The following is a 23696-nucleotide window of genomic DNA, read 5'->3' on the forward strand; positions in this document are numbered from 1 at the left end:
CTACTTCGGGTGTCAGCCGCCGAGTCGGGCGGCTATGGCTTCGGTGAGGTTCTTCGGCTTGCTCTTCTGACCGCCCTGGCCGCTGTGGTCGGCTCCCTGCTTGCCCGCACCCTTGGGCGGAGAGGAGTCGGCTGCCAGCCGCGGGTTGGCCTTGAGCGCCTTCTTCATGGCGGCGACGACCAGGTCGTCGTAGTCGGCCGCGTCCACGTCGAGTTCGGCGACTGCCTGACGGAAGCTGGTCGAGTCGATGACCGCAGCGGGATCGACGCCGGCCTTGTCGGCGTTTTCCCGCACGGATAGACGCAGGCTTTTGTCGCGCAGCTTCTCGGCGGCCTTGTCGCGGTCGGCGGCGGCCGCCTTGAGCTGTTCTGCTGGATCTTCCTTGCCGTCCGGGGTGAGCCCGGCGGCCTGGAGAACCGCGGCGAGCCGGTCGTCGGAGGCCTTCTTCGCGTCCTTGGCCTTGCGCTCGGTTTCGCGTGCGGCGGCTAGGGCCCGCTCGTAGCGTTCCTTGTCGAACTCGCCCTCGATCTTCGGTGTCTTCCCGGTGGAGTCGTTGTCGCCGGCCTTGCCGGTGTCGCCTCCGCCGTTGTCGTGCCCGGGGCCGCGGCCCTCGCCGTTGTCGGTGGGGTCGTCGCGATGCCAGCCGCCACGCGGGACGCGCGGAACGGTGATGCCCGACAGGGCGGTACGGCGCGCGGTGCGGTACATACGTGTTGCTCCTGGATGTCATGCGGCCCTTGGCCGCGGACGGGAAGTCGGTCCCGGCCTTGCCGGGACGCCGTACCGTGCTCGCGGGATCACTCCACAAGGGAGCTAGGGGCAGCGATGCGAGCAGGTCGGGTCTGGGTGGTGGGTGCGGTAGTGGCGATCGGCGCGCTGGCGGGTTGCGCCAACAGCGCGCCGGAGACGCGGGCGACGGCGGCACCGACGCCCGCGGGGGCGAAGGGGTCAGCTTTCCTGGAGCCTGGCCTGCGGTTCCCTGAGGAGGCAGTGAAGGCGTATCGAGGGGCGCTTGCCAAGATCGACGAGAAGATCGCCGCGGATGACGATGCACTCAAATACGGCTGGAACATCTGCCTAGACATCGAGCAAGGTAAGGCGGATGCGCAGGTCGTGAAGAACGCCGCGGCACGCTTCGAGGTCGACGATGCGACTGCGAAGGCGATCGTCAAGGCGACAAAGAACAGTCTCTGCAAGCAGTGACCCGGCCGGCTACTCGCCCATGATCTCGCGGGCGCGGCGGTAGAACTCCTCCTGTGCCTCAGCCGGGGCGTCCAGGTCGACGTGGTGCAGGTTGTAGTCGCTGTCCGGCTTACGCCCCTCGGGACGAAAGCCGGCGCGGTCGGCCCACTTCGCGACCCATTCGTCGTGCCACTGGGCCAACTCCCGCAGCCGGCGCACTCGGTCGGCGGATGGCCGTTTGGGTGGCTGCCGATCCAGATCGGGCTGGTAGAGGTGCCGCTCCGGACCGGTCACAGCCACTTCACCCCATGCCAGTCGCTACCGAGCATCGCGGCCTTGCCGATCCAGGGCCGATCTTTCACTGCGATGTCGTGGGAGCGGCCGCACTGGCTGATCTCCCACGACGTCGGGTAGTCGTCGTCGCCGAACCGGGCCTGGTCGGCACGTTCAAGGATATCTTCGGCCTCGGCCATCTGAGCCTCGAATTTGTTCGCCTGCTCGCGTAGCGTGCGGGCCCGGTCGGCGACTGCGGTTCGGGCCTCGTCCCGCATGGCCTGGACCCGGTCGGTGAACACGCTGATCACGAATCGCAGCCGGTCGAGGATGTCCAGCGCGGAGACCTCGTCCTCGAACTGGAAGCCCTGGGTCGCCCAGGTGTAGCCGCCGACGTCGATGTTGGCGTGGACCTCGATGCGGACGATGCCTTGCTGCCGGTACCACTTCTCGAGGTGGCCGTTGAAGGCGCCGGCGAAGCCCTTGCCTCGGTAGGCATTGTCCAGGTGGAGCAGGGCGTGGATGGCGACCAGGTCACCGTCGCGGTCGCGGTAGAAACCGCGGGCGAAGACGCCGGCCTCCGCCGCGTTCGGATCATCGCTAGCGAAGATTTTGCCGGTGATGTGCAGGCCGCGGCGTGTGATGCCGCCCTGCGTGGAGACGCTCTGGACCTTCACCACCAGGCTGGCGTACTCGCCGCCGATGATGTCGGCGAAGACGTCGCGGGCCATGTCCCGGTTGAGCTGGGCGTCGAGGTCCAGGTTGAGCAAGCCGGGAAGGTCCTCGATCCGATCGGGCGTCTGCCGGACCGGGCGCCGCTGAGGCAGAGCCGGTGGGGCAGGGGCCGGAGCCGGAGGCGGGGGTGGGACGGTCGGCGGGGCAGGCGGCGGTGGGGCCGCGGGCCGAGGCACGCGAGGAAGGCTCCCGGCGCCGATCTGCTCGCGGTACGGCAGGCGTTTGAGCGTCGGATGCGCTGTCAGGTGGGCGCGCATCTGGCCCTGCCACAACGCCACCTTCACGTGTGCCTGCGCAGCATCCTGCGGGGTGAGCGCGGCGAGCTCGCGCTCCTTCCAGCGTCGGATCGCGCGTTCGATCGCGCGCTGCCGCTGCCGGGCCTCGTCGCCAGCCGGGTCGGCGGTGGGCTTCTCCGGCAGCCGGGTCACGCCGGGCAGGTAAGCCCGCACCGAGTGGCGGCAGTTCGGATGCTGGAAGCCGGCGGCCCGGGCCTGCTCGAGGGTGGCCTTCACCTCGATCTGGACCGGCTGGCCGGAGATCTGGTGCGGAACCTCGATCGAGCCGGTCGCTCCAGCATCAACGCGAAGGATCCGGCCCTCATACGGGCGGCACCGTTCGCATTCCTGCGATTCGTTGCTCACCATCACATACGGCAGCCCGAGCCGGGCCTGCCGGTCGGTCTGACCTTGAACGGCGGCCCGCTGGGTGACGGTGCGCAGGGCCATCTCGACGTAGGTCGACATACGCCAGCGGCGGCCGCGGCGATCCGTGAACGACGAGACGCCCTGCTCGACCAGGCGCGCGTAGGCGAGCTGCGCGGCCTGCCGACGGGTCAGGCCGCCGCCCACGCTGCTCGCGGTGGCCGCGGCCACCACCTGCTGGTAGGCATCGACCACGTGCCGCAGCACGTTGGAGTGGCGTGCCCCGATGTCCTGCACGAGCGCCTGGGCGAGGGCTTCCATGGCCGCGGACCGGGGCACCGCGGCAGTGGCGCGGGCGCCGGCCTTGATCGCAACCTCGCGCGGGAGGTCGCCGAGCAAGGAGGTGTCGCCGGCGGCGTAGGCATCGGCGACCGCTTGAAGCACGGTGCCAGCGAGCTCGTCGCTGATCCGGTCGAGGACGGCCTCGGCGGCACTCCGGAGCTGGCGCAGGGCGGCAAGCCGCTCAAGTGCCCATGCCGGGGTGTCGATGCCCTGCGCGAGATAACGGGTGACCAGGCGCAGCAGGCCGTCCTCGCCCTCGCGGTAGAGGTCGACGGTGGCGCGCACGATCTCGGCGAGACGTTCCGGATCGACCGCCACCGGCTACTCCTCTGGCTGCTCCTCGGCCTCCTGATCGATGTCTCCCGGGTCGGCCTGGTTGCCGGGCGGCTGGTTGCCGGCTACCCCGCCGAGCACGACCTCAGGGTCCGTGCCGCCGCCGAGCTCGGCCTTGATCTTTTCGACCTCCACGCGCACCTGGTCGTCGTCCCAATCGGGGTTGACCCTGCGGACTCGGGTGTCGATGGACACGGCCTGAGCGGCGAAGAGCAACTGGGTAGTGCGGGCCAGCGTCTCCGGGGACTCGGAGACGCTATCGCCGAACTCGACGTGCGGGCGCTCCGGGGCCGGACCGCGGAAGTTCACGGCTTCGACTTCGAGCAGCAGCTCGATCGCGTCAGCAACACCGGGCTCCCAGGAGCCGGTGATCCGCGCGCCGCGGGTCGTGAAGCTGAGTCGCTCCCGGGCCTGGGCTTCGGTGGCGGTCATCGCGACGTCGCCGCCTTCCTCGCCCAGGGTCTGCGAGGAGAGTCCCGCGTGGCGCATGGCGACCTGCTGCACGGCCTCGGCGGAGGCTTTGTGCGCTTCCCAGCGGATGTCGAACTGCGACACGGTGATGCTGGTGCCTTGCTGGCCGGGCATCATTTCCAGCTGGGTGAAGACTTCCTGCTCGGCGTCGAAGGTGGCGCCCTTGCCGGGCCCGTTGGACTGGAGCATGTACGCCGGGACGACGATCCGGCCGCGGGCGAGGCGGATATCGCGCAGCCAGCTGGTCCACACGTCGTCGAGGGCGTCGAACCACTGCTCGTTGCCGTCGTAGTCGCTGCGGCCCAGGTACTTGAGGGGGCCGAGGGTGCGCCAGGTGCGCTGTGGGCCGGCGTTCGGGATCCGCACGACGTCGAGACGGGACAGGCCGGTCGGCTGGGCGGATGCCTCGTCGATCAGGTCGGCGAGGTGCGAGGCCGCTGCGTAGTCGGTCAGCGGGACCGGGCGGCCGAGGGTGGTGCTGGTGCCCTCGTACACGGCGTACACGATCCGGCCGGCGCCGCCGATGACCTCATGGTGTTCGAGGAGCCGGACGTGAGTATCGCCGTCAACGAGCAGAGTCGACCAGAACGTCACCTCGACGAGGCGGCCCCAGCGGATCACCGGAAGAGCGCCGTCGGCGTGCACCGCAGCAAGGAACGCGCGTCCAGGCAGGACGTCCTCATCGATGACGGGCCGCAGGTAGATGTCACCGAGCACACTGTTCGCCTCGGCGGCATGCAGGAGCATCGTGTTGAGGCCGTCGTCGACCAGCTCGTCGAGGCGCTGCTGCACCTGAGCGTTGCCGGCGGTCAGCTTCGGCGGTTCGGAGAAGATGAGGTTCGCGGCGGTGGCCGCCAGGTCGGCCGGCAGCGGAACGTGAATACGGCCGTCCCGTGCACTCGCGGGCGGCGGCGCGCCCCATAACCAGCGGGAGACCAGGCCCGTGATGCCTCCGGCATACTGACCAGCCCGAACACGCTGCTGCGGCGACGTGCCTTTGCCGGACGGACCGCGGCCGGAGTAGACGGCACGGAGGCCGTCCGGATCGCCGGTGTACCAGGCGTCCCAGTCTCGGTATGCCGTGTAGGCGGTGGCGAGCTGTGGAGGCGGCCAGGCGCCGCCGGTGGGAATCGGCACAGCACACCTTCCTCAAGGGAACCTACAAGTCTGGGTTGTGAGCCGTCTCTACAGTCAAAGCGTGGTAGCAGTAGAGATCCTTATGGCGGCTGACGGCGCAACAGATGCCGATTGGATTGAGGCCTGGGCGACAGTGGTCGCCGCGCTTGGAACTGTCGGTGCCTTGGTATGGCAGGCTTGGGCGTTATCACGCGAGCGCCGGACCAGGCGTGAAGAAATTGCGCGCCTTGAGGAAGATCGCCGTGAGAGTGAATCGCGTCAGGCTCGAACGATCCTGCTTCACGATGCCAGAGTGGAGAGTCATAACGGGATGGTGAGTGGCTTTAGTGCGATGATCGGCAATTATGGCGACTCGCCTGTGAGTCACGTCTTTGTGAACCTAGAATTCGACGCTTCAGGGAATGAGCCGACGGCTAAGCGCGTCGCGGAAATCGGCACGAAATCTGTTTTCTGCCAGAAGTTCTCCGTGATGCCAAGCGGTTTCGTGGAAAGCATCTTCGTCGACCTCTCACGTCATGAGATCCCATGGCCTACAGAGGAGGGAAACGTTATGGCTGCCCAATCGGTTTTCAAACCCACCATCAGCTTCGTTGACATGAGCGGAGTGCAGTGGAAAATCGAAGACGGCGTCCCTACACGTCATGCTCGCCTTCATAGCGCCCACCTGGGATACCTCATCTTTAGGCAAGAGCTTTAGGCAAGGTGAGTGGAACTACCACCCACAAGCGGTCGCCAGAGCACCTCGGGGGTTTTGATGGCGTACCGGCCAGCGTCCAGGCTGTGGTCGCCAACCTTGACCGGCTTGTCCTCGCCCAGGAGCGCGGCTTTCTCGTCCCAGACGTAGCCGGTGATCTCCTCGATCCACCCGACACAGGACTCGTGCACGAAGAGCAGGCCCTCGGAGAGCAGCGAGGCGATGAGCCGGATGCCATCGAGGACGGCGTTGTCGGCGGGTGCTGGGGTGATGCCGTCGCGGAACAGCTGCGTCGAGAAGCTGGCGGCGGAGGGGTCGACGCAGAACCAGTCGGGGCGTACACCGAGCTGGTCGAGCCAGCCGCGGAGTCGCGAGCTGTACTCGGCGTCGGTGAGGCTGCGCTGCTGCTTCTTCGAGTCCCAGCGCCACTCCCTGGCCAGGTACATCTTCCCGTCGACGCCGATGCCCAGCAGCAGGCCGGCAAACGGGTTGGTGGTGCCGTAGTCCACGCCAAGCGAGATCCACCGGATGATGCCGGGCAGGGTCTTGACCACGTGCCTGGCCGGGTCCCACATGTCGTAGACCGTGCCCTCGGCCACGCACCACTCGCCGAGGATGTTCCGGCGGTAGTAGAGGCCGGTGTACTGGCGCCGGTAGCGCTCCTTCACGCGTTCGGAGAGGCCTGGGTTGTCGTCGAGAACGAACTTCCAGACCTTCCAGTCGCCGGCGAGCCGGCCGCCGGGCTTCGCCTGGTCGATGCCCTCGGTCTTCAGCCAGTGCCGCGGGTTGTCCGGGTTCGTGTTGCCGAAGATCTGCGACCCGTCGACGCTGTGCCGGCCGAGCAGCTGCTCGTGGAAGGTGCGCGGCATGAGAGACCACTCGTCGACGTACGCGCCGCGAGAGGTCATGCCTCGCAGCCGGGCCTCGGAGCGTTCGTCGTTGAACGTGATGACCTCGACCTGTTGGCCGAGGATCATCGCGGTCGGCGCGCCCCGGGTGTACGAGGTGGCCTTGGCCAGCCGCCCGAAGACCGAGGTGTCCTGCAGCGGGTTGAAGATGTTCCGCTTCGCGGTGTCGTAGGTCTTCGCGCAGACCACCAGGTCGCCGGTCTTCGGGGCGTCCTTGGCGATGTACTTGGCCCAGCGAAGCAGGCCGGAGATCGTCTTGCCGGACCGGACGGCGCCCTCGGCGAGGTTCACGAAGGCGTCGGAGTCCAAGACGTAGTCGATCTGCTTCTCGGACATCGCGGTGGGCAGCCGCCTCACCGGTGGTCCTCGCGATCCGCGTCGCGTGCCTGGCGGAGCTGGTCGAACAGGTCACCGAGCATGGACTTCTCGTCTTCGTTGCCGGTGGCCTTGTCGTACTCGGCGAGTTTGAGTGCAGTGTTCGCGAGCGCCTGGATGGCGGAGGCGATGTCGCGTTTGTCGCGGAACGGCGGCTCGTCGTGGGTGACCTCGTTGTAGTCGTTCTCCTTGCCGCCGAAGTTGAAGACCTTCGACGGGGCGAACATCTGGCCCATAAGCCTGCCTGCGGCGTCGAGGGCGTCGAGCTGGAACTGGGCGCGGCGGGCGGCGCCGTCGACCTTCTTCGCCGCAGTGGCGGCCGCCGTCCGGGTGCGCTCGAACGTCAAGGGCGGGTCGTGTTCGGAGCAGATCTTCGAGATCGTGCGTCCGGACCGGCCCAGCTCGGTGGCAATCGCGTTGCGGGACCGGCCTTCGGCGTGGAGCTTGGCGACGCGTTGCCGTTCCTCGGCGGTGATGGGTGGGTGGCCGTGCTGCGTCATGGTCACCTCGCCGGGAGTTTGCACCCTTCGTCCGTCTTGGAGATCGAAAAAGACATAACTGGGTGTTATCCAACTGGACGGACTTCTGGGCAAGGCTGCATCAAGAGCGTCCGTCCGGACACGACATGTTCAGCGCCATACAGGATGCCCGTGCCGCATTGTGACCGATGTCGGAATGCTGAGTGGTGGACGGAAGGCTATGCGGGATGACGACTACGGTTCTCCACACGGTCACCAGGGGCCCCTACGGGAAGGTCCCCTGGTCATTGCCGCGGCCTTCCCACCTTCGTGTGACCCGATGCGTCAGACGTAGTCCTGTTTTGTTCCGAATAGTGAGGAGCGCGTCTTCTGTCCACATCGAATCCATCGGCCTGACGGCCTACTGGCCGATGTACCAGTCAGTCATGCCTCCCGTACCGGCCGGAAAGCAGGAGGCGCAACTGGATTCATGCTGGTTAACGTTCCCTGTCAACACGATTTCGGGGAGGTCGGTATGGCCAGGGTTCGTGGACAGCCCGAGGCACCTAGGCGCCTTAGGGCGCCGATTGCGAAGCAGTCGGTCGTCCCGGGGATCCATCAAGCAGTGACGGCCCGCTGGCAGGCGGGCCGTCGAGCTGCTCACTACCAGAAACAACCATGCGACGGGTTCATCACCAGTAGAGGAGCAATGTGACCACCGTAGCCACTCGTACACGTCAGGGCGAGGAAAATAATGACCACCGGCCGGGCGTGATCAAGACAGCGCTCAAGACAGCCGTGACGTCTGCTGGCGGTATCGCTTCCATCCTCGCGGCCTCAGCGTTCGGTGCCATTCCCACCGCTCTGGCGATCACAGCCGTGGCGGTCTTCGGGCTGATCATGATCGGCGCGCTCACGGTTTGCGCCATCTACGTCGGGCGGCGCTGAGGCGTGGGGCGGGCCGGCTTCCCGGTCGGCCCACCCCAGCCCTCATCACCTCGGATGGACCATGACGCCGTGCAGGCGTTCGCGCGCCACGCTGGCGTAGTGCTCGCTGGCCTCGATGCCGACGAAGCGCCGGCCGGACTGGAGTGCGGCGACGCCGGTGGAGCCCGAGCCGGTGAACGGGTCGAGTACGACCCCGCCGGGCACACACACTCGCTGGAGTTCGGCCAGCAGGTCGACGGGCTTCTGGGTGATGTGCACCCGGGTGTTGCCGCGCGGCTGACTGGCCGAGTAGAGGCCCGGCAGGTACACCGGGTTGCGGGTGGCATCGATCGGGCCCTTGCTGCCCCAGAGCACGTACTCGCACTCAGCCTTGAAACCGCCTATGCGGGGCCGGCTGATCGGCTTGTGCCAGGGAATGATGCCGCGCCAGAGCCATCCGCCGGCCTGCAGGGCGTCGGAGGTGGCCGGCGTCTGGCGCCAGTCGGTGAAGACAAGCAGGCTCGCGCCGGGCTGGGCCGCGGCGAGGCAATGTGCCAGGACCAGCGACAGCCAGGCGGTGTAGGCGCGCTGGTCGCGGTTGTCGCCGACGAAGTTCTGCAGCTGGTGCTGGGCGTCGCCGGAGACGTACTTGCCGCGGGCCGTGTCCTTGGTGCGATCGGACTGGGTGCGACCGCCGGAGTTGTACGGCGGGTCGGTCAGGACCAGGTCGACGGACGCCGGGTCGAGTGTGGGTAGAACGGCGAGCGCGTCGCCATGGTGAATGTGCCAGGTGGTCATGAGCTTGCCTTCGTGGCTCACCTGGGGGTTATGGGCGTGTTGGGGGTGCGTCCGGGCGCCGGCTCCCCCAATACAGCCGACACCCGGGCGGGCCGGCTTGTGCATGCACAACAGCCCGGGACCTGTGGCCTCCGGGCTGTAGGCAGAATCCTGCCGCAGTCAGTGTGAACAATGATCGATCCGGCGTCAAGCGAGGTTGGCAGAGAGTCAGGGCTTCATGCCGGCCGCCATCGGCGCTAGCGTGGGCGTATGGGTGTCCCTGAGTGTGCCGCTTGGGGGTTAATCGGCGGCTTGATTATCGAGATCCTTGATCTTGCCGCTTCGGCTAGGACGCATAAGAAGTTTCCCTGGAACGTGCCCGGCGAGATGCCATTTTGGGTCTATTTCTATTGTGCAATCACTCGCCCTATAGTCGGATCGGTAGTCGCGGTTGCGCTAGGGACGAGTGGTGAAGTATTAGGGCCTTGGGGTTTGCTTATTATCGGCGCGGGTTCGCCAATGATCATCAAAAAGGCGTCTGAACAGGTTGTCGCCCAACCGGGCTCAACCGTTCAAGAGCCCACCTTGGCGGCCGAGGCAACGCCGCCGGTGCTCTCAGAGGCGGCAACGCAAGATGATGAGTCTCGTCAGGCCGCCTCCTCGGGAGACTCGGGCCCTACTGGGCGTCGGGAGGGTCAGCAATCGTGAGCCAGGTTAATCACAGAGGGCCGCAAATTTATTACAGTGGACCGTCGGTGACCGTGACAAATAGCCTATTCCGCGTGTCCGGGCCGCCCCAGCGTACCTACCACCTAGCCGGCCTAAGAGGCGTCCAAATCGGCATGCGATCAGTGCAGGTGCGGTGGCGGGGTGTCGCGGGTTACGGCATTGCGACATTGGTTATTGCCGTAATGATGTGGATTTCGCTGCCAGACCCGGCCCTGTACACACTTGGACTCCTTGTGTTTGCGGGGGGCATGGGCATCACATGGGTAATCCTGCCGGTGGCTACAAAGCCGCGAACGTATGATTTAGTGGCCTACCAGAACGGAAACCGTGTATTGCTGTTTTCCAGCTCGGACCAGAAGGAGTTCCATAGGATTAAACGGGCGCTGATTAGAGCTTTAGAAAATCAGCGAGATTCGAGCGATTCACATCCCACATTCGGTATGGGCTGACTCAGCTTTCTCGTGGGCGGCCTCGCCCACTCGATCGCTTCGCATGATCTATTCGCGCTGCTTCGGTAAGTGGATACCGAACTTGTAGATGTCCGTCCGTATCAATCACGCGAACCGACGTTAGACTCTCTCGCTCTGCCCACCGTCGTACGGCCGCTGCTGTCGTGCCGCAACCGAGTTGCTCGGCAATCTCCCTCGCGGTGCCCCACCACTCGCCAGCCACCTCAATCACGATGGCGCCCCTCGCAACACCGCAGCCCGGGGCCAGGCCATGCCACAAGTCACACACTCCACGATCCGGTCAGCCAGCGGCGGTGCAGTGCGGATCGCCAGCGCGACAACGTCGCAGGCGGGGCAGGGCACGCGGGGAACGAACTGGTGGTCGTGACCAATTTGGAGCTGTCGGCGGATGCGGCCATCAACGCGGTCGGCGAGGAGCCGGGTGGCGTCGGCCATACGGTCGCTCATGTGCGGCACAGCGTTTTGGATCCGGACGAACGGGCTGTCCAGGCCGGGCAGGTACTCGGCGACGTCGCGCAGTTGGCGGTGGACCTCGCGTTCCAGCTTTTCGTACCGGTTAGGTCGGGGGGTGCCGAGGGTGCCAACGGCGTCGCCGGTGGGGTCGCCGTGGCCGCCGAGGGCGTGCCGGCGGCCGAACGTCGGCGACTTGAGCGGCTCGGCGCGGGCGGCCTGTTCGGCGCGGATGGCCCGGTCTTCGTCGACAACACGGTCTGCTAGGGCGTCGAGCGCCGCCTCCAGGGTGTGGAGTGCGGCGCTGGCGCGGAGCTGGGCGGGGCGGCGCAGGTGGGTCACGCTTCCTCCCCAGGCAGGATCGCGAAGGAGCTGCCGTACACGGCGAGGATGCGCAGAAGGATGGGAACCGTGGGGATCTTGCGGCCGAGTTCGTATTGGCCGTACTGGGGTTCTCCCATGTCGGCAGCCGCGGCGACCTGGCGTTTGGTGAGTTTGTGGAGGGTGCGGAGGTCGGTGAGCGCCGGGCCGATGTTTTCGGGGTTGGCGAGGGCCAGCTGGATCATGTGGTTCTCCTGGACGGTGGGGTGATGCGGGAGGGGCCTGGCCGAGCCAACCGGCAACCGGCTCGACCAGGCTCCGAAGTCAGGAAATGGGCTCGCGGGCGAGCTGCTCGATGGTGGCGGCCGCCGCGCCCGCCGCGAACGCGCGCCGGATCATCCCGATCAGGGCTTGCGCCGTGACGGGCTCTCCGCGGGCCAGCCACTCCAGGACCCGGTCGTCGAACGCGCCGCGCCGAATCCGAACGGCCTCGCAGGTGGCGACCAGGTGAGCCAGGACCACGTTGCTGGCAACACCTTCGGGATCACCGGGGCGGACCAGAGCGGCGTCGTAGAGCTCGTACACCGCAACCGGGAGCGGCTCGAGTTGGGCCTCGTCCTCGACTTCGTACGGCCCCCACTGGCCATCGGCCGGAAGTCCCGCGACGTCGTCCGGGGCGACCTGGCGGAGAGGGCCGAGCACGGCGCGGGCGGTACGAGCGTCCGCGATGGTCTGGGGCGCCTCCCCGCGCGCGACGGGAGGAACCGAGGACGCGGCGGCGAAGCGGATTCGGTTGTTGTGGTCCTGTTCGGGGGTGAGGCAGAGGCTGTTGCGGGGGTGTTTGGGGGTGCCGACTCCGAGCCAGGTGCATCGGCAGTGGTCCGGCGTATGCAGGTAGCTGTCGATGTCGCGGGTGAGGGTGTGGCGGACTTCGTCGAGGGCCTGTTCGTGGGCGGCGAGGGTGCCTTTGCCGGTGTACCAGGCGTCGAGGGTGGCGAGGTAGTTGCCGACGACGATGGCGAGGTGGTCGTAGCCGAGGCGGTAGGCGCCTGCGCGGGCTTCGGAGGCTTCGAGGGCGAGGAGGTTGGTGGCGGCGGCGAGGTGTGGGCGGCGGGTGGCTGGGGTGGTGGGCTGAGGGGTCAGCACGTGGTCTCCTCGATGTGCAGGCGGATCTGTCGGGCGCGGGCTGGGGTGACGTACGGGTGGAGCTCGCCGAGGCGGGTGTCTTTGTCGTGTGGTGTGGGTGGCTGGGTGTGGGCCCAGGCGCGGGCGATGGCGGCCTCTGCGGCGGCGTCAGCCCGTTTTTCGGCGGGGGTGCGGTGGCGGATCATGCGGCTTCCCGGCGGGCCCGGGAGCGGGACGCGGCTCGTCGGCGTAGTTCGTGGCGGCGTTGTTCGATTTCCAGCCGGGGTACGGCGTGGGCTGCTGGTGTTGTGGGTGCTGGCGGGGCGAGGCCGAGCATGGCGTTGAGGGTTGCGGAGTGCTGCGGTGCGGGAAGGTCGGGCATCCGGGACTCCTAGGCGGTCCGGCGGGAGTGGGCGCGGGGATGGCAACTCGGGCAGCGGGTGACTTGGCCGGTCGGGAGTTCGATCAGGCGGTTGGGGCCGCAAGCGCCGCACTGGGGTGTCAGGGAGGCCGGCGCCGGGGTGTTGGCGTCGCGGTGTTCGGCAAGGAGTTCGCGGAGGTCGTCGGCGGGGATGCCCCGGACGTAGGCGCCGATGCTGCGCGGACGGTGCCGTTTGGTCAGGGTCTTGATGAGTTGTCGGGCTTCCTCATCAGTCGCTCCGGTGACCCCGGTGATGTAGGTGAGGGTCGGGCGCTGGGGTTGATCGAGGACGGCAACGTCATGGGACGGATAAGGGGGACTCTCGTGTCCGGCAGGGGGACTTGGGCGTCCGGCAGGGGGACGTGCAGGTCCGGCAGGAGGACGTGTGTGTCCTCCTTGCTCCCTAGGGGGACGTGAGGGTCCGCCTTCCTGAGCTGGGGCTTTGCCGGTAGGAGGACGTGAGGGTCCGCCTTGAGCGGCTGGCTCCGTGGGCTTCTGCGAGGGGGCCGTGCACGTCTCGCACCGGCATCCCGGCGGTGCCGGCAGTGCTGGGAGGCACCACCGAGGGACGCGCCCAGGAGTGGCGTACAGCGGCTTCCCCAGCCGATCTGTGCCGATCGGCACCCGCACCGTGATGCCGTTCTTAGCCAGTCGGGTGATCACGTGCCGCAGACCGCGGGCGTCGACCCGGGCACGACGGCAGAGCGTGTCCGTGCTGATCTCCCGCACCTCACCAAGCGCCCGGGTGTTTTCCGCGATGGCCACCAGAACCAGCACCTCGGCCGCAGTGAGGCCGGCCGGTGCGTGGTCCAGGACCCCCGCGACGAGCTGGTACATGCATAACCCCGTGTTCCTGGGTGGTGCTGTCCGGCCCCGGGGAGGAAGGGGCCGGACAGCGGGTCATCAGTCGACTTCGCCGAGGCGGCGCCGCTCTTCGGCCGCCGCGGTGGACAGGGCCTCGTCGGCCTTGGCCACCTCTGCTGGGTTGTGCAGGCGGTGCCCCTTGATCAGGTGGCATCGGGCGCACGTACCGGGCACCGCTGGGTTGGCCGCATAGGCGTGCGCTGTGGCGCTGCGCGTCGACCTCGGGCCGATCTCCACCCGCGGGATACGCGAGGCCGTGGCGGTCACTTCGGCCACCACCGACGTGAGATCACGTCCTGGCGGCGGCCGCGTTCCCACTCCTGCCGGTCCCAGGCACGCTGGTGGCCGGACATGATTGACCGCGGCGACCAGGCCGGCGGCGTGTGACGCGGATTCCAGACGGTCTTGACGGCATAGCGGTGCCAGCGGACTGTTCGGCGGCGGAGCCGGTTCATGCTGCTCATGCGGCCGCTCCGACCAGTAAAGACACCCGAGTGCAGCCGCACACCGAACACTTCGGCGGCCGACCCGATCCACGGTGATGCGCCATGGTCGTGTGCCGACAGTCCGGGCAGGACCGGCGCGGGGCTGGTGGCGGCACTGCGGCTGGTGCCCACGTCGGTGTCACCGCGGCGACGGCGGCGATCCCCTCGGCCGGATCGATCCGGTAGTCGGCGCCGACACCGTCCAGGCCATACGGGTCGGATTGGTCGTCGAGGACCGCCTCGGGGTGCTCGCGTACCGCGGCAGCCAGCCACGAAGACGGCGCCAGCGCCGGCGCGCTGGGCAGCCAGTTGTCCACCCAGGCCAGACCGGACCGATCCAGCACCCGCTGCGCCCGGGTCACCGCGACGTAAGCCAGCATCGCGTCCTCACGCGGCACGACCGGCTGCGGGCTGTCCTCGTTGGGACGTGGCTCCCGGAAGTCATCCGCGATGACCACCGTGCCCCACTCACGGCCCTTGGACTTGTGAGCTGTCGACACCACGACCTCCGCCGACTTCTCGTCGACCAGGCCGCCCAGGATCTCCAGTACGCCCTCGGGACCGTAGCTGTTGATCAGCGACACGGCGACCTTCAGGTCCGACCCGGCGGCGTCCTGAGCGACGTAGCCCTCGACTTCGGCCCAGGACTGGAACGCACACAGCTCCGGGTGTCCGGTGCCCTGCCCGGCCTGGAGGTCGACGGCGGCCTCGGCCAGCGAGCGGATGTCGTCGCCCCCGCCCACGATCGCGGTACGCCGGCCGCCAGCAGCCTCGAATGCCGCCTGGCTGACGGCCTCCGCGTTGCTGCGGCACAGGATGGCGTCGGCCCGGCCCAGGCGCTCGATCCGCGACGGAATGTCGTCGAAGCCACGCAGCCGGAGCTCGGCCCGCAGCACGGCCAGCCACTTGTTGGCCTCGTCCGCGATGGCCGGCCCGAACCGGAACGACTGGCTCAGGTACAGCCGACGGCCGGGAGCGTCCCGCATGGCGTCCACCGCGCCGTTCCACCCGTTGATGGCCTGGCACCGGTCACCGACGTACACCACCTGCATATGGGTCTGCTCGGCCATCAGCGCCACGACACACGGGTTCAGATCCTGAGCCTCGTCGACCAGGACGAAATCACCGCGCAGCCGCGGGTGCCGCAGCTGGTACATCTTCAGGTAGTGGTTGTGAATCAGCCGAAGTCGGCCGCCCGTGGAGCACAGGTCCGCCCACGCCCGCTGAGCGTGCGGCAGGACGGCGCGACGCAGGTCCGCCCGTACCGGCCTGTCCTCCATGCCCGGCTGGGTCGGCACGTGCCACGGTTCCAGCTCCTCGGAACCGCTCATGCAGAACCGGGCGACGGTCTGGATGGCGAGGCGCGCCAGCTGGGCGGGCGCGAGCGGTGCCCGGTCGTCCGTGATGCGGGTGGGCTCGTTGATCCGCAGGATCTCCGCGACCTGGCGGCCGGTCTGCCGCGGTCCGTTGATCGGCCGCCCGGCGCGCTCGAACTGCACGGCCACGGGCAGGTACGCCAGCCCGTGTGTGGTGGACGCGCGGACGGTGGAAGGGAACGAGGCTTTCGCCTCATCCCGCAGCGCCCGGTTGTATGCCACGTAGAGGCCGCGCCGCCGCGGCGTCGCCGCCGCGCACAACTTGAGGGTGGAGGTCTTCCCGGCCCCGGCACCCGCCTCCACCACCAGGGCGTCCCCGGTGGTGAAGGCGGCGACGACGGCGGCCTGCTCGTCGGTGGGCTTTAGGCTCATCGGGCGCCCGCCCCGGCGAGCTCGGCGTCAGCCGGCGGGGTGCTCTGCCGGATCCAGCGTTCCAACCGGCCGATGACTTTCTGAACCTCATCGTCGGTGAGCTGATTCGTTGTTGCAATGTCACGGCCGGTCACGTCAGCCACGAACTGCAACCGGGCGCCCCGGTCCGTCATCTCCTCGACCTGTCCGAAGAGAGCCATCATCCGGCGACGGTGCGCGTCGTTGCCCGGGTTCTTCGGCATGACCTCGCCCTTGCGCCGCTTCCAGGCCTCCTGGAGAGCGTCTCGCTGCTCTACGGTGATCGCCCCGGCATTCATGGCGGCGACAATCGCCTTCCACGCTGCGCCGAGCTGGTCCTTGTCGGTCGCGGCGGCGATCAGCCCGGTCAGCCGATTCTCGGCGGACTCGGCCTCTGGCTCCGGCTCGGCGGAGATGTCGCGCTGCGGTTCGGGCTCACCCTGAACCGGAGCCTCGTCGTGGGGCAGGTCTGCCACGCCAGCGGTGCCTGGCCCGCCGACCAACGTCCGGTTGACGACCGCGTTGGTCTTGCCACCGTTGTAGAGCGACAGACCGAACTGGTCGCCCAGGTTGACTGCGCAGCGCTTGAGCGCCTGAGACAGGGCCGTCTTCATAGCCATGTCATGCGCGTCGCCCAGGCTGGGCTGGTTACTGCTGTCGCCCGTCGCGCCGTCCTCGTACCGGGCGAAAACAGTGCCGTCGGCGGCCTTGATGATCAGGCGTACCTGGGCGCGGTACACGACGGTCCAGCGGGTATCCGCGTTCGGCACGCTGGTCTTGTTGCCGCCGACCCACTTGGTGATCTGGATGGTGCCGGGAGCATGCTCGAGCTGAGCGACCTGCTCGCAGCTGATCGTCTCGACATCGAACCCGCCGAACCCGAAGATCCGGATCAGGGTGCGGCGGACGTCCCAGGCTTCCAGGTGGGACTGGCCGCGGAGGTTCTGGACTCGGAACTGAGGCAGCTGGTCCAGAAGCTTCTCGTACTGCTCGGCGGTCAGCTGTGGCTTCATCGGGGCTGTCCTTTCGAGTCGAATCGGGTTGTGGCTGCGGCGCGCATGGCGGCCAACAGCGGGTGTACGGCGTCGGTCCTGGCCCGCTGGGCATCGGCGGCCGGGCCGGTGCGCATGACAATCACGGGACGCTCACGTAGCAGCGCGGCCATCTCAACGGCGGCCGCTTCAGGGGTCAGGCAATCGCACTGGTCGCTCAGGAGCGCGCCGCGGCAGGACTTGATCGGAATCCGCAGGTCAGTCACGGTCGCCTCCGGCTGCGTGCCGCCCCCGGTAGGGCTTGCTGTCGGGCGTCGGCGTCGGCTTGGTCAGCACCTGGGTGTCGGCGTCGACGGGGCTCTTCGGCTGCGCCGGGCGAGGCAGCGGATCCGCGGACCGTAGCTGCACCACGCCGACGATCCCGCCGACCACGATGACCACCAGAACGGCCACCAGTGCGCTGGCGATGAGGGCCTGAGAAACACTGGTCAGGGTCATCACGCGTCGTCCGTCCGCTGGTGAGCAGGAAGCTCCAACTGCGACTGCAGCGCGGGGACCTCCCAGATACGGGCGGGATCCTTCAGTCGCAGCAGGCTCTCGGTAGCCGTGACCCGCGCGGTGAGGTGGGTGTTGCGAGCCTCAGACCGACGCAGGCGGGTCCGGTAATGGATTGCGAGTGCGCCTGTGATGCCGAGGATGGCGGCGAGCACGAGGTAGGCGATGAGCTGATCGGCCGGTATGGACCGGGTCATGGGATGATTCCTTCCGTCTGGCGGTCCCGCTGTGCGTGGCGTGCGGTCGGGGCCGCTGGGCGTTTACAGAGGTCAGGCAGCCGGTCGGCGAGCTGCGCGAGAGTTCCGGCGCTCACGGCGTTCAGCCATCGCCGCCTTGGCGTCGTCCTCCGCGGTCGACACGGTGCGAGCCGCGAGGAAGGCCTCGAGCTGCGGCGCGGTGAAATAGCGATTCAGGCCGATTCGCACGTGGGCGAACTTCCTGGCACGCGCTCCGTCGCGCAGGCTCCGAAGCGAAAGGTCCCACTGCTCGGCGACCTTCTCGAAGGCGATGAGCTGCGGCAGGGCGGTCAACATCTCTCCGTCCTCCTGTCCAGGGGTGACGACCTGACTGGTCAGCCAGGCCCGGTACGCGAGAGGTGAGATCCGAGAACTGCGGCCGGGCCCCGGGGTGGAGGGGATTTCGCCGGCGCCGACGAGCCGAGAAACCGTCCAACGGGATACGTCCAGGTGAACGGCGATGTCGGTGATCGTCAGGTGGTCGAGGGAAGTCACACGGCACCTCTTGCTGTAGCGATCCGTCGTGATCTGTAGCAAGTCGTACGCTACAACACGCTACAACACGATGCAAGTAAAGCGGTGAGTGTGCCAATGTGCTCGGTCAGTGACGCCGGGAGCTATGGAGTGAAGCGTTTCGCGTGCTACAAACCGCTACATGGGTGATCGACCGCGTGGGGTGGCGTGGGCGTTCTGGCGGCACGTCAAAGACGCGCAGGCAGACGTGCCGCTTACAGATACTGAGCTGCAAAGACTGTCCGGAATCGCACGGACAACCATCGATCGACTTGAGACCGGAAAGCGGCCACCTCAAGCCAGAGTTGTCCATGCGTTAGCTGACGCTCTGCACATAGATCGCGATCAGGCGCTCCGCGAGGCTGGCCTCAAGCCCGGTGCCGACGGCGAGAACGCCGAACCGGCGAGTGATCTGGACAGTATCTACAAACTTGTGGAGAACGAGCCTAGCTATACGGAAGACCAGCGAAACGCGCTCTTGCTTCTAATGCGGACATTTGATGCCGTAAACCGGGGTCACACCGACCAGTAACAGCACGCCTGACCGTTTGGTCCCCGCCGAAAACGCGCCATCCCAATCGAACACGTGTTCGATACGACAGCCTCGGGCATCGAAGTTTCCTTGATTCGGGGAAGACTTGTCCCTACGGTGGGAGACTCCTCGCTCACTGAGGGGACACGATCCTCGGGGGAAGGTCGTTCACCTGTGCCCAAGTCCAAACTCCTGACGATCCTCGCCACTGGCGCCTGGATCGCATCCACCGTCACCTTCGGCCTTCACCTGGCCGGCTCAGTGCCCAGCGCCGTATTCCAGCTCGCGCTTGCCGGCGCTGTCTGCCTCACGATCCTGGCCGGCCTCGAGAGAAACGGCACTGAGCAGGTGAAGACGGCGTTCACGCACGGCATGCGCTACGGGCAGGCCCACGAGCGCAAGGAGTCCCTCGAGCAGACAGCAAGGATCGTGACCGTGCCGCTCCAAGCGAGTGGTCGCGCCAGGGTGCCGGATCGTGACTCTGCCAACGTCACGCTGCGCGGGCAGCGACCCGTCGCGTGAGGGTCGCTGCCCGCTCTCGTCAGGCCGCTTTGTGCTGCTGAGGTGACGGGGTGGCCGCCGCGTCAGGCGTAGAGGACGCCTCGTCGAGGAGCATGACCTTCGCATCAGCGTCCCGCCCGCGAGCGCGTGCTGCAGCATCTGCGAGAGTGGCCTCGCTGCTTGGCATCAAACCGCCGTACACGGTGTCAGTGACCGCCATCGTTGCGTGGCCGACATACCGAGACACCGAGATCACCGAAACGGCAGGGTCGGCGAATAGCCACGCAACGCAGGTGTGGCGAAGATCGTGCGGTGTCGGCTGCACATGCAACACGTCAGCGCACTCACAGTTCGATACTGCGTCGCTTGCTGGACCCGAGTGCCAACTGCATCGGTCGAACCCGGGCCTTACGTCGTTTTGGCAGGGCGCTCCGCCGCGTTTCAGTCTGCCGCCGTACATGCCACAGGATCCTGATGCCTCGCTCAGGGGCCTCTCCTGTGGTTGCGGTGGATGAAGCTGGCATCGTCGGGCCTGTACGACGGCGCGGTTCCAGACGCGGTTGACGAAGTTCGAGTGGTTCAGGCGCCCGCCCCCCTTCGCCGTGAAGATCAGCTGGTCAGGGGCCTTGCCGTCGGCGTTCCGGGCGAGGAGCTCGAAAAGGCTCTCGTCAACGGTGATGAGCCGTTTCTGCCGGCCCTTTGTGGTGCCGATGTACCAGGTGCCCCCTACTCGTTTCCACGCGCGCCTAATCCACAGTCTGGGCCGTGGGTGCCGTTTGCTCGGAGGAACTAGATCGCGGGGTTGTAAGGCGGTTATCTCGCCGAACCGTGCACCGGTTCCAACTTTCGCCTCTAGGAAATCCTGGAATTCCTCGGCGGTGTGGCTATGCAGAAGCCAGAATTCTTCTTTGCTCAGATAGACGTGGTCTTCTGTGCCGTCATCGTCGTCGGCGACCTGATCGCGCTCAAAGTCGGAGTCATCGCATGGATTTGCGTTGATGTGCCCTTGTCGGACGGCTGCGTGGAAAACGGAGTAGACGACCGAGTAGTACCGCGTGACGGTGCCGTTGGTGATGTCACGGGTTTGCTTTAGCACATTCATGATCGCGCCGATGTCGAGACCGGAGAACCGGTCAAGAGTGCGGTCACCGACCGCGCCAGCAGGGGTTTCTGCCAGAAGGCCCTCCACCAGGAGGAGTTGGCGCTCGTACTGGAGGCGCGTTCCCGGACCGATGCGCGTCTTGGTCGGAAGCCATTCTCTCCACCAGTCCGAGAACTTCGGTTTCGCGGGCTGGGCAGCGTCTGGGTCGATGCCAATGACGATGGCTTCAGCCTCGTCTGAGGTGATCCTGCCGCGGCGGGCATCGACAAGCTCCTTAGCTTCCGCCGCGGCTTCGGGAGTGCCGCATTCCAGGTGTTGCTTCTTCTGGTGAAGAGGGTGCCCCGGCCGGTTCAAGCGCCAGACAACGCGTGGTCCACTGGCGCGGGTTTCGATGCTCGCCATGGTTCGGAACTGTAGCCGTCCCCATGGGGACGGCGGGGGCGTAAATCACCGTAAGCTCGCGTCACAGAACGTACGGCTTGCTACATGGGATCAGGGCGAATCGGCATATATGCAGGCCCCAATTGGGGGGATGAGAATTCTCATAATCGATCGGTCACGGGTTCGAGTCCCGTCCGCCCCACTTTGATCTTGCATGCGAACCGCGGCCTGGATGGCGGGCCGCGGTTCCCTACTGCTGGTCGTTGACGACTTGAGCCTGGCGCGACTCCGTGCTGGGCATCGGTCGCAAGCCAAGGCCGTCTCTACGGAAGCGCAGGTGGTGGACTGGGCTCACCGCATCGGGCGCCTCTGATGGCAAGCGTGATCCATCGGAGTACAGTTTTCTGTACGTCCATGGAGGTGGAGATGCGAACGGTGAACTTCACTCAGCTGAGGCAGAATCTTGCCGCTGAGCTCGACAGTGTGGTCGACGATGCCGAGGAGTTGGTAGTGACCCGCTCGGGGCACGAGCCTGTCGTCATCGTGCCGCTGGCTGAGTACGAGTCTATGAAAGAGACCGAGTACCTGCTCCGTAGCCCAAGCAATGCCGAGGCCCTGCGTCGATCGATGGCCGAATTGGATCGAGGCGAGGGGCACGAGCGGGCACCAATCGATCCGGCTGTGGTGCAGGACGTGGCGTGAGGCTGATCTTCTCTACGACGGCTTGGTCGCAGTACCTCAGCCACACGGACCGCAAGTTGATCAAACGAATCAACGACCTGATTGCGGACGTCATGCGTAACGGCTATGAAGGCATCGGTAAACCCGAACCGCTTCGCGGAGAGTTGTCCGGTCTCTGGTCCCGGCGTATCGACCGAGAGCACCGGCTCGTCTACCGGATCAAGGACGGTGACGTCGAGATCGTCGCCTGCAAGTATCACTACGGCAGCAGATGAATTCGGCCAGCGCTCGGGTCCAGGCTGTGTTCGAACCGCTCGCCTGGTCAACACTGTCGTGAAGTGGTCAAACGGCCCGACATCGGGTTCCCGGGGATGGCGGTGGGGTGGTTCGCATGGTGCAACGCCCGCCCCACTTTGATCGTGCATGCGAACCACTGGCCTCTGATGAGGGGCGACGGCTCGCATGCCGTTCACCCTCCTTCGCGGGCGGGGAAGCTTCGCGGGCGGGGGAAGGCTGAACGCCGCGACCGCCGATCCGTGTAGGCGGGATGCGGGGCGAGCCGCTTCTACTTGTCGAGGTAGTGGCCGTGGCAGGCGGCGATTTCCAGGTCGCCGCCACGGATGCGGTAGATGAGCCGGTGTTCGTCGTTGATGCGGCGGGATGACCATCCAGAGAGCGGGCCTTTCAGCAGTTCGGGCTTGCCGAGACCGGTTCCGTGCGGATCCCGTTGAACGTCGAGGATCAGTTTGCTGATGCGGCGGGCAATCTTCACGTCCCGGCGTAACCATCCGTCGTAGTCCTCCCAGGCGTTGGGGGTGAAGACGATGCGCAAGCTCATGCGGCTTCCTTGCCGGGTTTCGGAGAGACGGACTTCGAGTCGAGCGGGTGCTCCTCGAGTAGGCTGGCGTCGGCCTGGGCGATGCTCTCCAGCAGTCGGCGGGCGTTCGAGGCGGAACCGAGAACATGCAGCGTCTCGTTCATGGCGTTCCACTCGTCGAGCGAAACCATGACGACGGCCTTGCCGCCGCCGCGGGGGATGATGCACTCCTCGGCATCATCGATCACCGCATCGACCACGGCGGCGAGGTTCTTGCGAACGTCGCTGATCGTCAGCACCTTCATCGTGACCCCAAGAATGTGGCGTACGTCAGAACGTACAGCGAATGGTACGTCAGGCTGCGGGGTGTTGCCTCTATTTGGGCGGACGTGGGTCAAGGACGGCAACAATCCTGGGGATGCTGATCCAGTAACCGCCGACGTGGCGCCACTCGCGCCAGTGGGAATGTGCATCTATCCGGCCGACTGTTTCCTTGAACCGGTCAATCGTCCGGCGGTGGGCCGGCGGTGACGCTCCGGCGTTGTCGGCGGCTCTCTCAGGCTCCCTGGTGGGGCTCGGGCGGCCCGGTTCGGTGTGCCGACGAGTCAAGCTGGACACGGCCGCCACGCGGTGTGGCTCTCCCGCCGGCCAGGAGAGCCAGCAGCGCCAGGTTGTCGTGCGCGCTGCTGCCCGGGTCGGTGTGGTAGAGGAACAGCACCTGGTCCGCGTCGCCGGGCAGTGGCAGCGCCTCGTACCGCAGCGTCATCGGGCCCACGGCGGGGTGGGCCACCCGTTTGACGCCATGGGTGCGCTCGTGCACCTGGTGACCGTTCCACCACGCGGAGAACTCGGCGCTCTTGATGGTCAGCTCACCGACGAGCTCGTTCAGCCGTACGTCGTCGGGATGGCGCCCGGCGTAGAGGCGCAACGTGCCGACCACCTCGGCCGCCACCGTGCGCCAGTCGAGGAACAGCTCGGCCGCCGCCGGATCCAGGAACATCCACCGCGCGTAGTTGCGTTCCCGCGGCGGCATCCTGGCCCAGTCGGTGAACAGCTCCCGGGCCAGCGTGTTCGCGGCGAGCACGTCGGTGCGCCGGCCGAGGATCAGGGCCGGATGATCGCTCATCGAGGCGATCAGCTGCTGCATGGCCGGTCGCACACGCTGCGCGGGTGGTGGTGCCGTCTTACGGCGGACCGGACGGGCGAGGTCGGACAGGTGTGCGCGGGCCGCCGGTTCGAGCCGGAAGACGCGAGCCAGCGCTTCGAGCACCGCCTCCGACGGGCTCGCGTGCCGGCCCTGTTCCAGCCGGGTGTAGTAGTCGACGCTGACCCCGGCGAGCTGAGCGACCTCCTCGCGCCGCAGTCCGCGCACTCGCCGTTTCACCGGGCCACCGTCGTCGAGCCCCACGGTCTCCGGCGTCAGGCCGGCCCGGCACCTGCGCAGGAAGTCGCCCAGATCCGTACGCGAAGCTGCCATGACCCGATGGTCGCACCATCCCCGC

The 23696-nt window shown here is 67.0% G+C and carries 30 protein-coding genes; 8 read left to right on the plus strand and 22 right to left on the minus strand.

The window, feature by feature from the left end; all coding sequences use genetic code 11:
- Window positions 1–12 precede the first annotated feature (12 nt).
- Entirely contained in the window at window positions 13–708 is a 696-nt protein-coding gene (locus tag ACQPZW_RS06660) for a hypothetical protein (RefSeq protein ID WP_433793945.1), read from the minus strand.
- A gap of 153 nt (window positions 709–861) precedes the next feature.
- On the opposite strand from ACQPZW_RS06660, the gene ACQPZW_RS06665 reads away from it, so the two are divergent.
- A complete protein-coding gene (locus ACQPZW_RS06665; protein WP_433793946.1) occupies window positions 862–1203 on the plus strand; it encodes a hypothetical protein in 342 nt (113 codons plus the stop codon).
- Window positions 1204–1212: 9 nt separating this feature from the next.
- Here ACQPZW_RS06665 and ACQPZW_RS06670 read toward each other — a convergent pair whose 3' ends face one another.
- From ACQPZW_RS06670 to ACQPZW_RS06680, 3 genes are read right to left on the minus strand one after another with little or no spacing between them, the layout of a single operon-like run.
- On the minus strand, window positions 1213–1476 hold the full coding sequence (locus ACQPZW_RS06670; protein ID WP_433793947.1) for a hypothetical protein: 264 nt from the start codon (window positions 1474–1476) through the stop codon (window positions 1213–1215).
- Window positions 1473–3491: a phage minor capsid protein gene (locus ACQPZW_RS06675; RefSeq protein ID WP_433793948.1), complete on the minus strand. Its 2019-nt coding sequence runs from the start codon at window positions 3489–3491 to the stop codon at window positions 1473–1475. The genes ACQPZW_RS06670 and ACQPZW_RS06675 overlap by 4 nt, the downstream gene beginning before the upstream one ends.
- Window positions 3492–3494: 3 nt before the next feature.
- Window positions 3495–5114 (minus strand): phage capsid protein, encoded by a 1620-nt coding sequence (locus tag ACQPZW_RS06680; protein ID WP_433793949.1) that lies wholly within the window; start codon window positions 5112–5114, stop codon window positions 3495–3497.
- 61 nt (window positions 5115–5175) lie between these two features.
- Between ACQPZW_RS06680 and ACQPZW_RS06685 the strand changes: the two genes are divergently transcribed.
- Window positions 5176–5811 carry a hypothetical protein gene (locus tag ACQPZW_RS06685; protein ID WP_433793950.1) on the plus strand — a complete coding sequence of 212 codons (636 nt, stop codon included), beginning with the start codon at window positions 5176–5178 and terminating at the stop codon, window positions 5809–5811.
- Here ACQPZW_RS06685 and ACQPZW_RS06690 read toward each other — a convergent pair.
- The gene (locus ACQPZW_RS06690) at window positions 5808–7052 is read right to left on the minus strand and encodes a PBSX family phage terminase large subunit (protein WP_433797454.1); all 1245 of its coding nucleotides are present in this window, start codon (window positions 7050–7052) and stop codon (window positions 5808–5810) included. The two genes, ACQPZW_RS06685 and ACQPZW_RS06690, sit on opposite strands and share 4 nt — an antisense overlap.
- A 17-nt stretch (window positions 7053–7069) precedes the next feature.
- Window positions 7070–7591 (minus strand): helix-turn-helix domain-containing protein, encoded by a 522-nt coding sequence (locus tag ACQPZW_RS06695; protein WP_433793951.1) that lies wholly within the window; start codon window positions 7589–7591, stop codon window positions 7070–7072.
- A 669-nt stretch (window positions 7592–8260) separates the two neighbouring features.
- Here ACQPZW_RS06695 and ACQPZW_RS06700 point away from each other — a divergent pair.
- On the plus strand, window positions 8261–8497 hold the full coding sequence (locus ACQPZW_RS06700) for a hypothetical protein (RefSeq protein ID WP_433793952.1): 237 nt from the start codon (window positions 8261–8263) through the stop codon (window positions 8495–8497).
- 45 nt (window positions 8498–8542) lie between these two features.
- Here ACQPZW_RS06700 and ACQPZW_RS06705 read toward each other — a convergent pair whose 3' ends face one another.
- Window positions 8543–9274, minus strand: a complete 732-nt coding sequence (locus ACQPZW_RS06705) for a DNA-methyltransferase (protein ID WP_433797455.1) — start codon at window positions 9272–9274, stop codon at window positions 8543–8545.
- 761 nt (window positions 9275–10035) lie between these two features.
- On the opposite strand from ACQPZW_RS06705, the gene ACQPZW_RS06710 reads away from it, so the two are divergent.
- Entirely contained in the window at window positions 10036–10431 is a 396-nt protein-coding gene (locus ACQPZW_RS06710) for a DUF6232 family protein (protein WP_433793953.1), read from the plus strand.
- 228 nt (window positions 10432–10659) lie between these two features.
- Here the strand turns inward: ACQPZW_RS06710 and ACQPZW_RS06715 are convergent, their stop codons facing one another.
- The 11 genes from ACQPZW_RS06715 to ACQPZW_RS06765 all read right to left on the minus strand — a co-directional run bounded on the left by ACQPZW_RS06715 (window position 10660) and on the right by ACQPZW_RS06765 (window position 18162).
- Window positions 10660–11244, minus strand: a complete 585-nt coding sequence (locus tag ACQPZW_RS06715) for a hypothetical protein (protein ID WP_433793954.1) — start codon at window positions 11242–11244, stop codon at window positions 10660–10662.
- Window positions 11241–11468 carry a helix-turn-helix domain-containing protein gene (locus ACQPZW_RS06720; protein ID WP_433793955.1) on the minus strand — a complete coding sequence of 76 codons (228 nt, stop codon included), beginning with the start codon at window positions 11466–11468 and terminating at the stop codon, window positions 11241–11243. Before ACQPZW_RS06720 ends, ACQPZW_RS06715 begins: the two co-directional genes overlap by 4 nt.
- A 79-nt stretch (window positions 11469–11547) precedes the next feature.
- Complete coding sequence (locus ACQPZW_RS06725; protein ID WP_433793956.1) at window positions 11548–12369, minus strand: hypothetical protein; 822 nt, start codon at window positions 12367–12369, stop codon at window positions 11548–11550.
- Entirely contained in the window at window positions 12363–12554 is a 192-nt protein-coding gene (locus tag ACQPZW_RS06730; RefSeq protein ID WP_433793957.1) for a hypothetical protein, read from the minus strand. Before ACQPZW_RS06730 ends, ACQPZW_RS06725 begins: the two co-directional genes overlap by 7 nt.
- A gap of 1118 nt (window positions 12555–13672) precedes the next feature.
- Window positions 13673–13900 (minus strand): hypothetical protein, encoded by a 228-nt coding sequence (locus ACQPZW_RS06735; protein ID WP_433793958.1) that lies wholly within the window; start codon window positions 13898–13900, stop codon window positions 13673–13675.
- Window positions 13901–14093: 193 nt separating this feature from the next.
- On the minus strand, window positions 14094–15866 hold the full coding sequence (locus tag ACQPZW_RS06740) for a UvrD-helicase domain-containing protein (RefSeq protein WP_433793959.1): 1773 nt from the start codon (window positions 15864–15866) through the stop codon (window positions 14094–14096).
- Window positions 15863–16897 carry a Rad52/Rad22 family DNA repair protein gene (locus ACQPZW_RS06745; protein ID WP_433793960.1) on the minus strand — a complete coding sequence of 345 codons (1035 nt, stop codon included), beginning with the start codon at window positions 16895–16897 and terminating at the stop codon, window positions 15863–15865. Before ACQPZW_RS06745 ends, ACQPZW_RS06740 begins: the two co-directional genes overlap by 4 nt.
- Entirely contained in the window at window positions 16894–17142 is a 249-nt protein-coding gene (locus ACQPZW_RS06750) for a hypothetical protein (protein ID WP_433793961.1), read from the minus strand. The genes ACQPZW_RS06745 and ACQPZW_RS06750 overlap by 4 nt, the downstream gene beginning before the upstream one ends.
- Window positions 17135–17374: a hypothetical protein gene (locus tag ACQPZW_RS06755; RefSeq protein WP_433793962.1), complete on the minus strand. Its 240-nt coding sequence runs from the start codon at window positions 17372–17374 to the stop codon at window positions 17135–17137. The genes ACQPZW_RS06750 and ACQPZW_RS06755 overlap by 8 nt, the downstream gene beginning before the upstream one ends.
- Window positions 17374–17628, minus strand: coding sequence for a hypothetical protein (locus ACQPZW_RS06760; protein ID WP_433793963.1), 255 nt, complete (start codon window positions 17626–17628; stop codon window positions 17374–17376). The genes ACQPZW_RS06755 and ACQPZW_RS06760 overlap by 1 nt, the downstream gene beginning before the upstream one ends.
- Before the next feature lie 72 nt (window positions 17629–17700).
- Window positions 17701–18162 (minus strand): helix-turn-helix domain-containing protein, encoded by a 462-nt coding sequence (locus tag ACQPZW_RS06765; protein WP_433793964.1) that lies wholly within the window; start codon window positions 18160–18162, stop codon window positions 17701–17703.
- A gap of 160 nt (window positions 18163–18322) precedes the next feature.
- Here ACQPZW_RS06765 and ACQPZW_RS06770 point away from each other — a divergent pair, with 160 nt between their 5' ends.
- Window positions 18323–18712: a helix-turn-helix domain-containing protein gene (locus ACQPZW_RS06770; RefSeq protein WP_433793965.1), complete on the plus strand. Its 390-nt coding sequence runs from the start codon at window positions 18323–18325 to the stop codon at window positions 18710–18712.
- A gap of 174 nt (window positions 18713–18886) precedes the next feature.
- The gene (locus ACQPZW_RS06775; RefSeq protein ID WP_433793966.1) at window positions 18887–19234 is read left to right on the plus strand and encodes a hypothetical protein; all 348 of its coding nucleotides are present in this window, start codon (window positions 18887–18889) and stop codon (window positions 19232–19234) included.
- Window positions 19235–19253: 19 nt separating this feature from the next.
- Here ACQPZW_RS06775 and ACQPZW_RS06780 read toward each other — a convergent pair whose 3' ends face one another.
- Window positions 19254–20717, minus strand: coding sequence for a tyrosine-type recombinase/integrase (locus ACQPZW_RS06780; RefSeq protein WP_433793967.1), 1464 nt, complete (start codon window positions 20715–20717; stop codon window positions 19254–19256).
- A gap of 393 nt (window positions 20718–21110) precedes the next feature.
- Between ACQPZW_RS06780 and ACQPZW_RS06785 the strand changes: the two genes are divergently transcribed.
- Window positions 21111–21398 carry a type II toxin-antitoxin system Phd/YefM family antitoxin gene (locus ACQPZW_RS06785; RefSeq protein WP_433793968.1) on the plus strand — a complete coding sequence of 96 codons (288 nt, stop codon included), beginning with the start codon at window positions 21111–21113 and terminating at the stop codon, window positions 21396–21398.
- On the plus strand, window positions 21395–21652 hold the full coding sequence (locus ACQPZW_RS06790) for a Txe/YoeB family addiction module toxin (protein WP_433793969.1): 258 nt from the start codon (window positions 21395–21397) through the stop codon (window positions 21650–21652). The genes ACQPZW_RS06785 and ACQPZW_RS06790 overlap by 4 nt, the downstream gene beginning before the upstream one ends.
- Window positions 21653–21942: 290 nt before the next feature.
- Here the strand turns inward: ACQPZW_RS06790 and ACQPZW_RS06795 are convergent, their stop codons facing one another.
- The 3 genes from ACQPZW_RS06795 to ACQPZW_RS06805 all read right to left on the minus strand — a co-directional run bounded on the left by ACQPZW_RS06795 (window position 21943) and on the right by ACQPZW_RS06805 (window position 23671).
- On the minus strand, window positions 21943–22215 hold the full coding sequence (locus tag ACQPZW_RS06795; protein WP_433793970.1) for a Txe/YoeB family addiction module toxin: 273 nt from the start codon (window positions 22213–22215) through the stop codon (window positions 21943–21945).
- Window positions 22212–22499 carry a type II toxin-antitoxin system Phd/YefM family antitoxin gene (locus tag ACQPZW_RS06800; RefSeq protein ID WP_433793971.1) on the minus strand — a complete coding sequence of 96 codons (288 nt, stop codon included), beginning with the start codon at window positions 22497–22499 and terminating at the stop codon, window positions 22212–22214. The genes ACQPZW_RS06795 and ACQPZW_RS06800 overlap by 4 nt, the downstream gene beginning before the upstream one ends.
- Before the next feature lie 251 nt (window positions 22500–22750).
- Window positions 22751–23671, minus strand: a complete 921-nt coding sequence (locus ACQPZW_RS06805) for a helix-turn-helix transcriptional regulator (RefSeq protein WP_433793972.1) — start codon at window positions 23669–23671, stop codon at window positions 22751–22753.
- Window positions 23672–23696 lie beyond the last annotated feature (25 nt).

Source organism: Actinoplanes sp. CA-252034 (genome assembly GCF_050956125.1).
Lineage (GTDB): Bacteria > Actinomycetota > Actinomycetes > Mycobacteriales > Micromonosporaceae > Actinoplanes.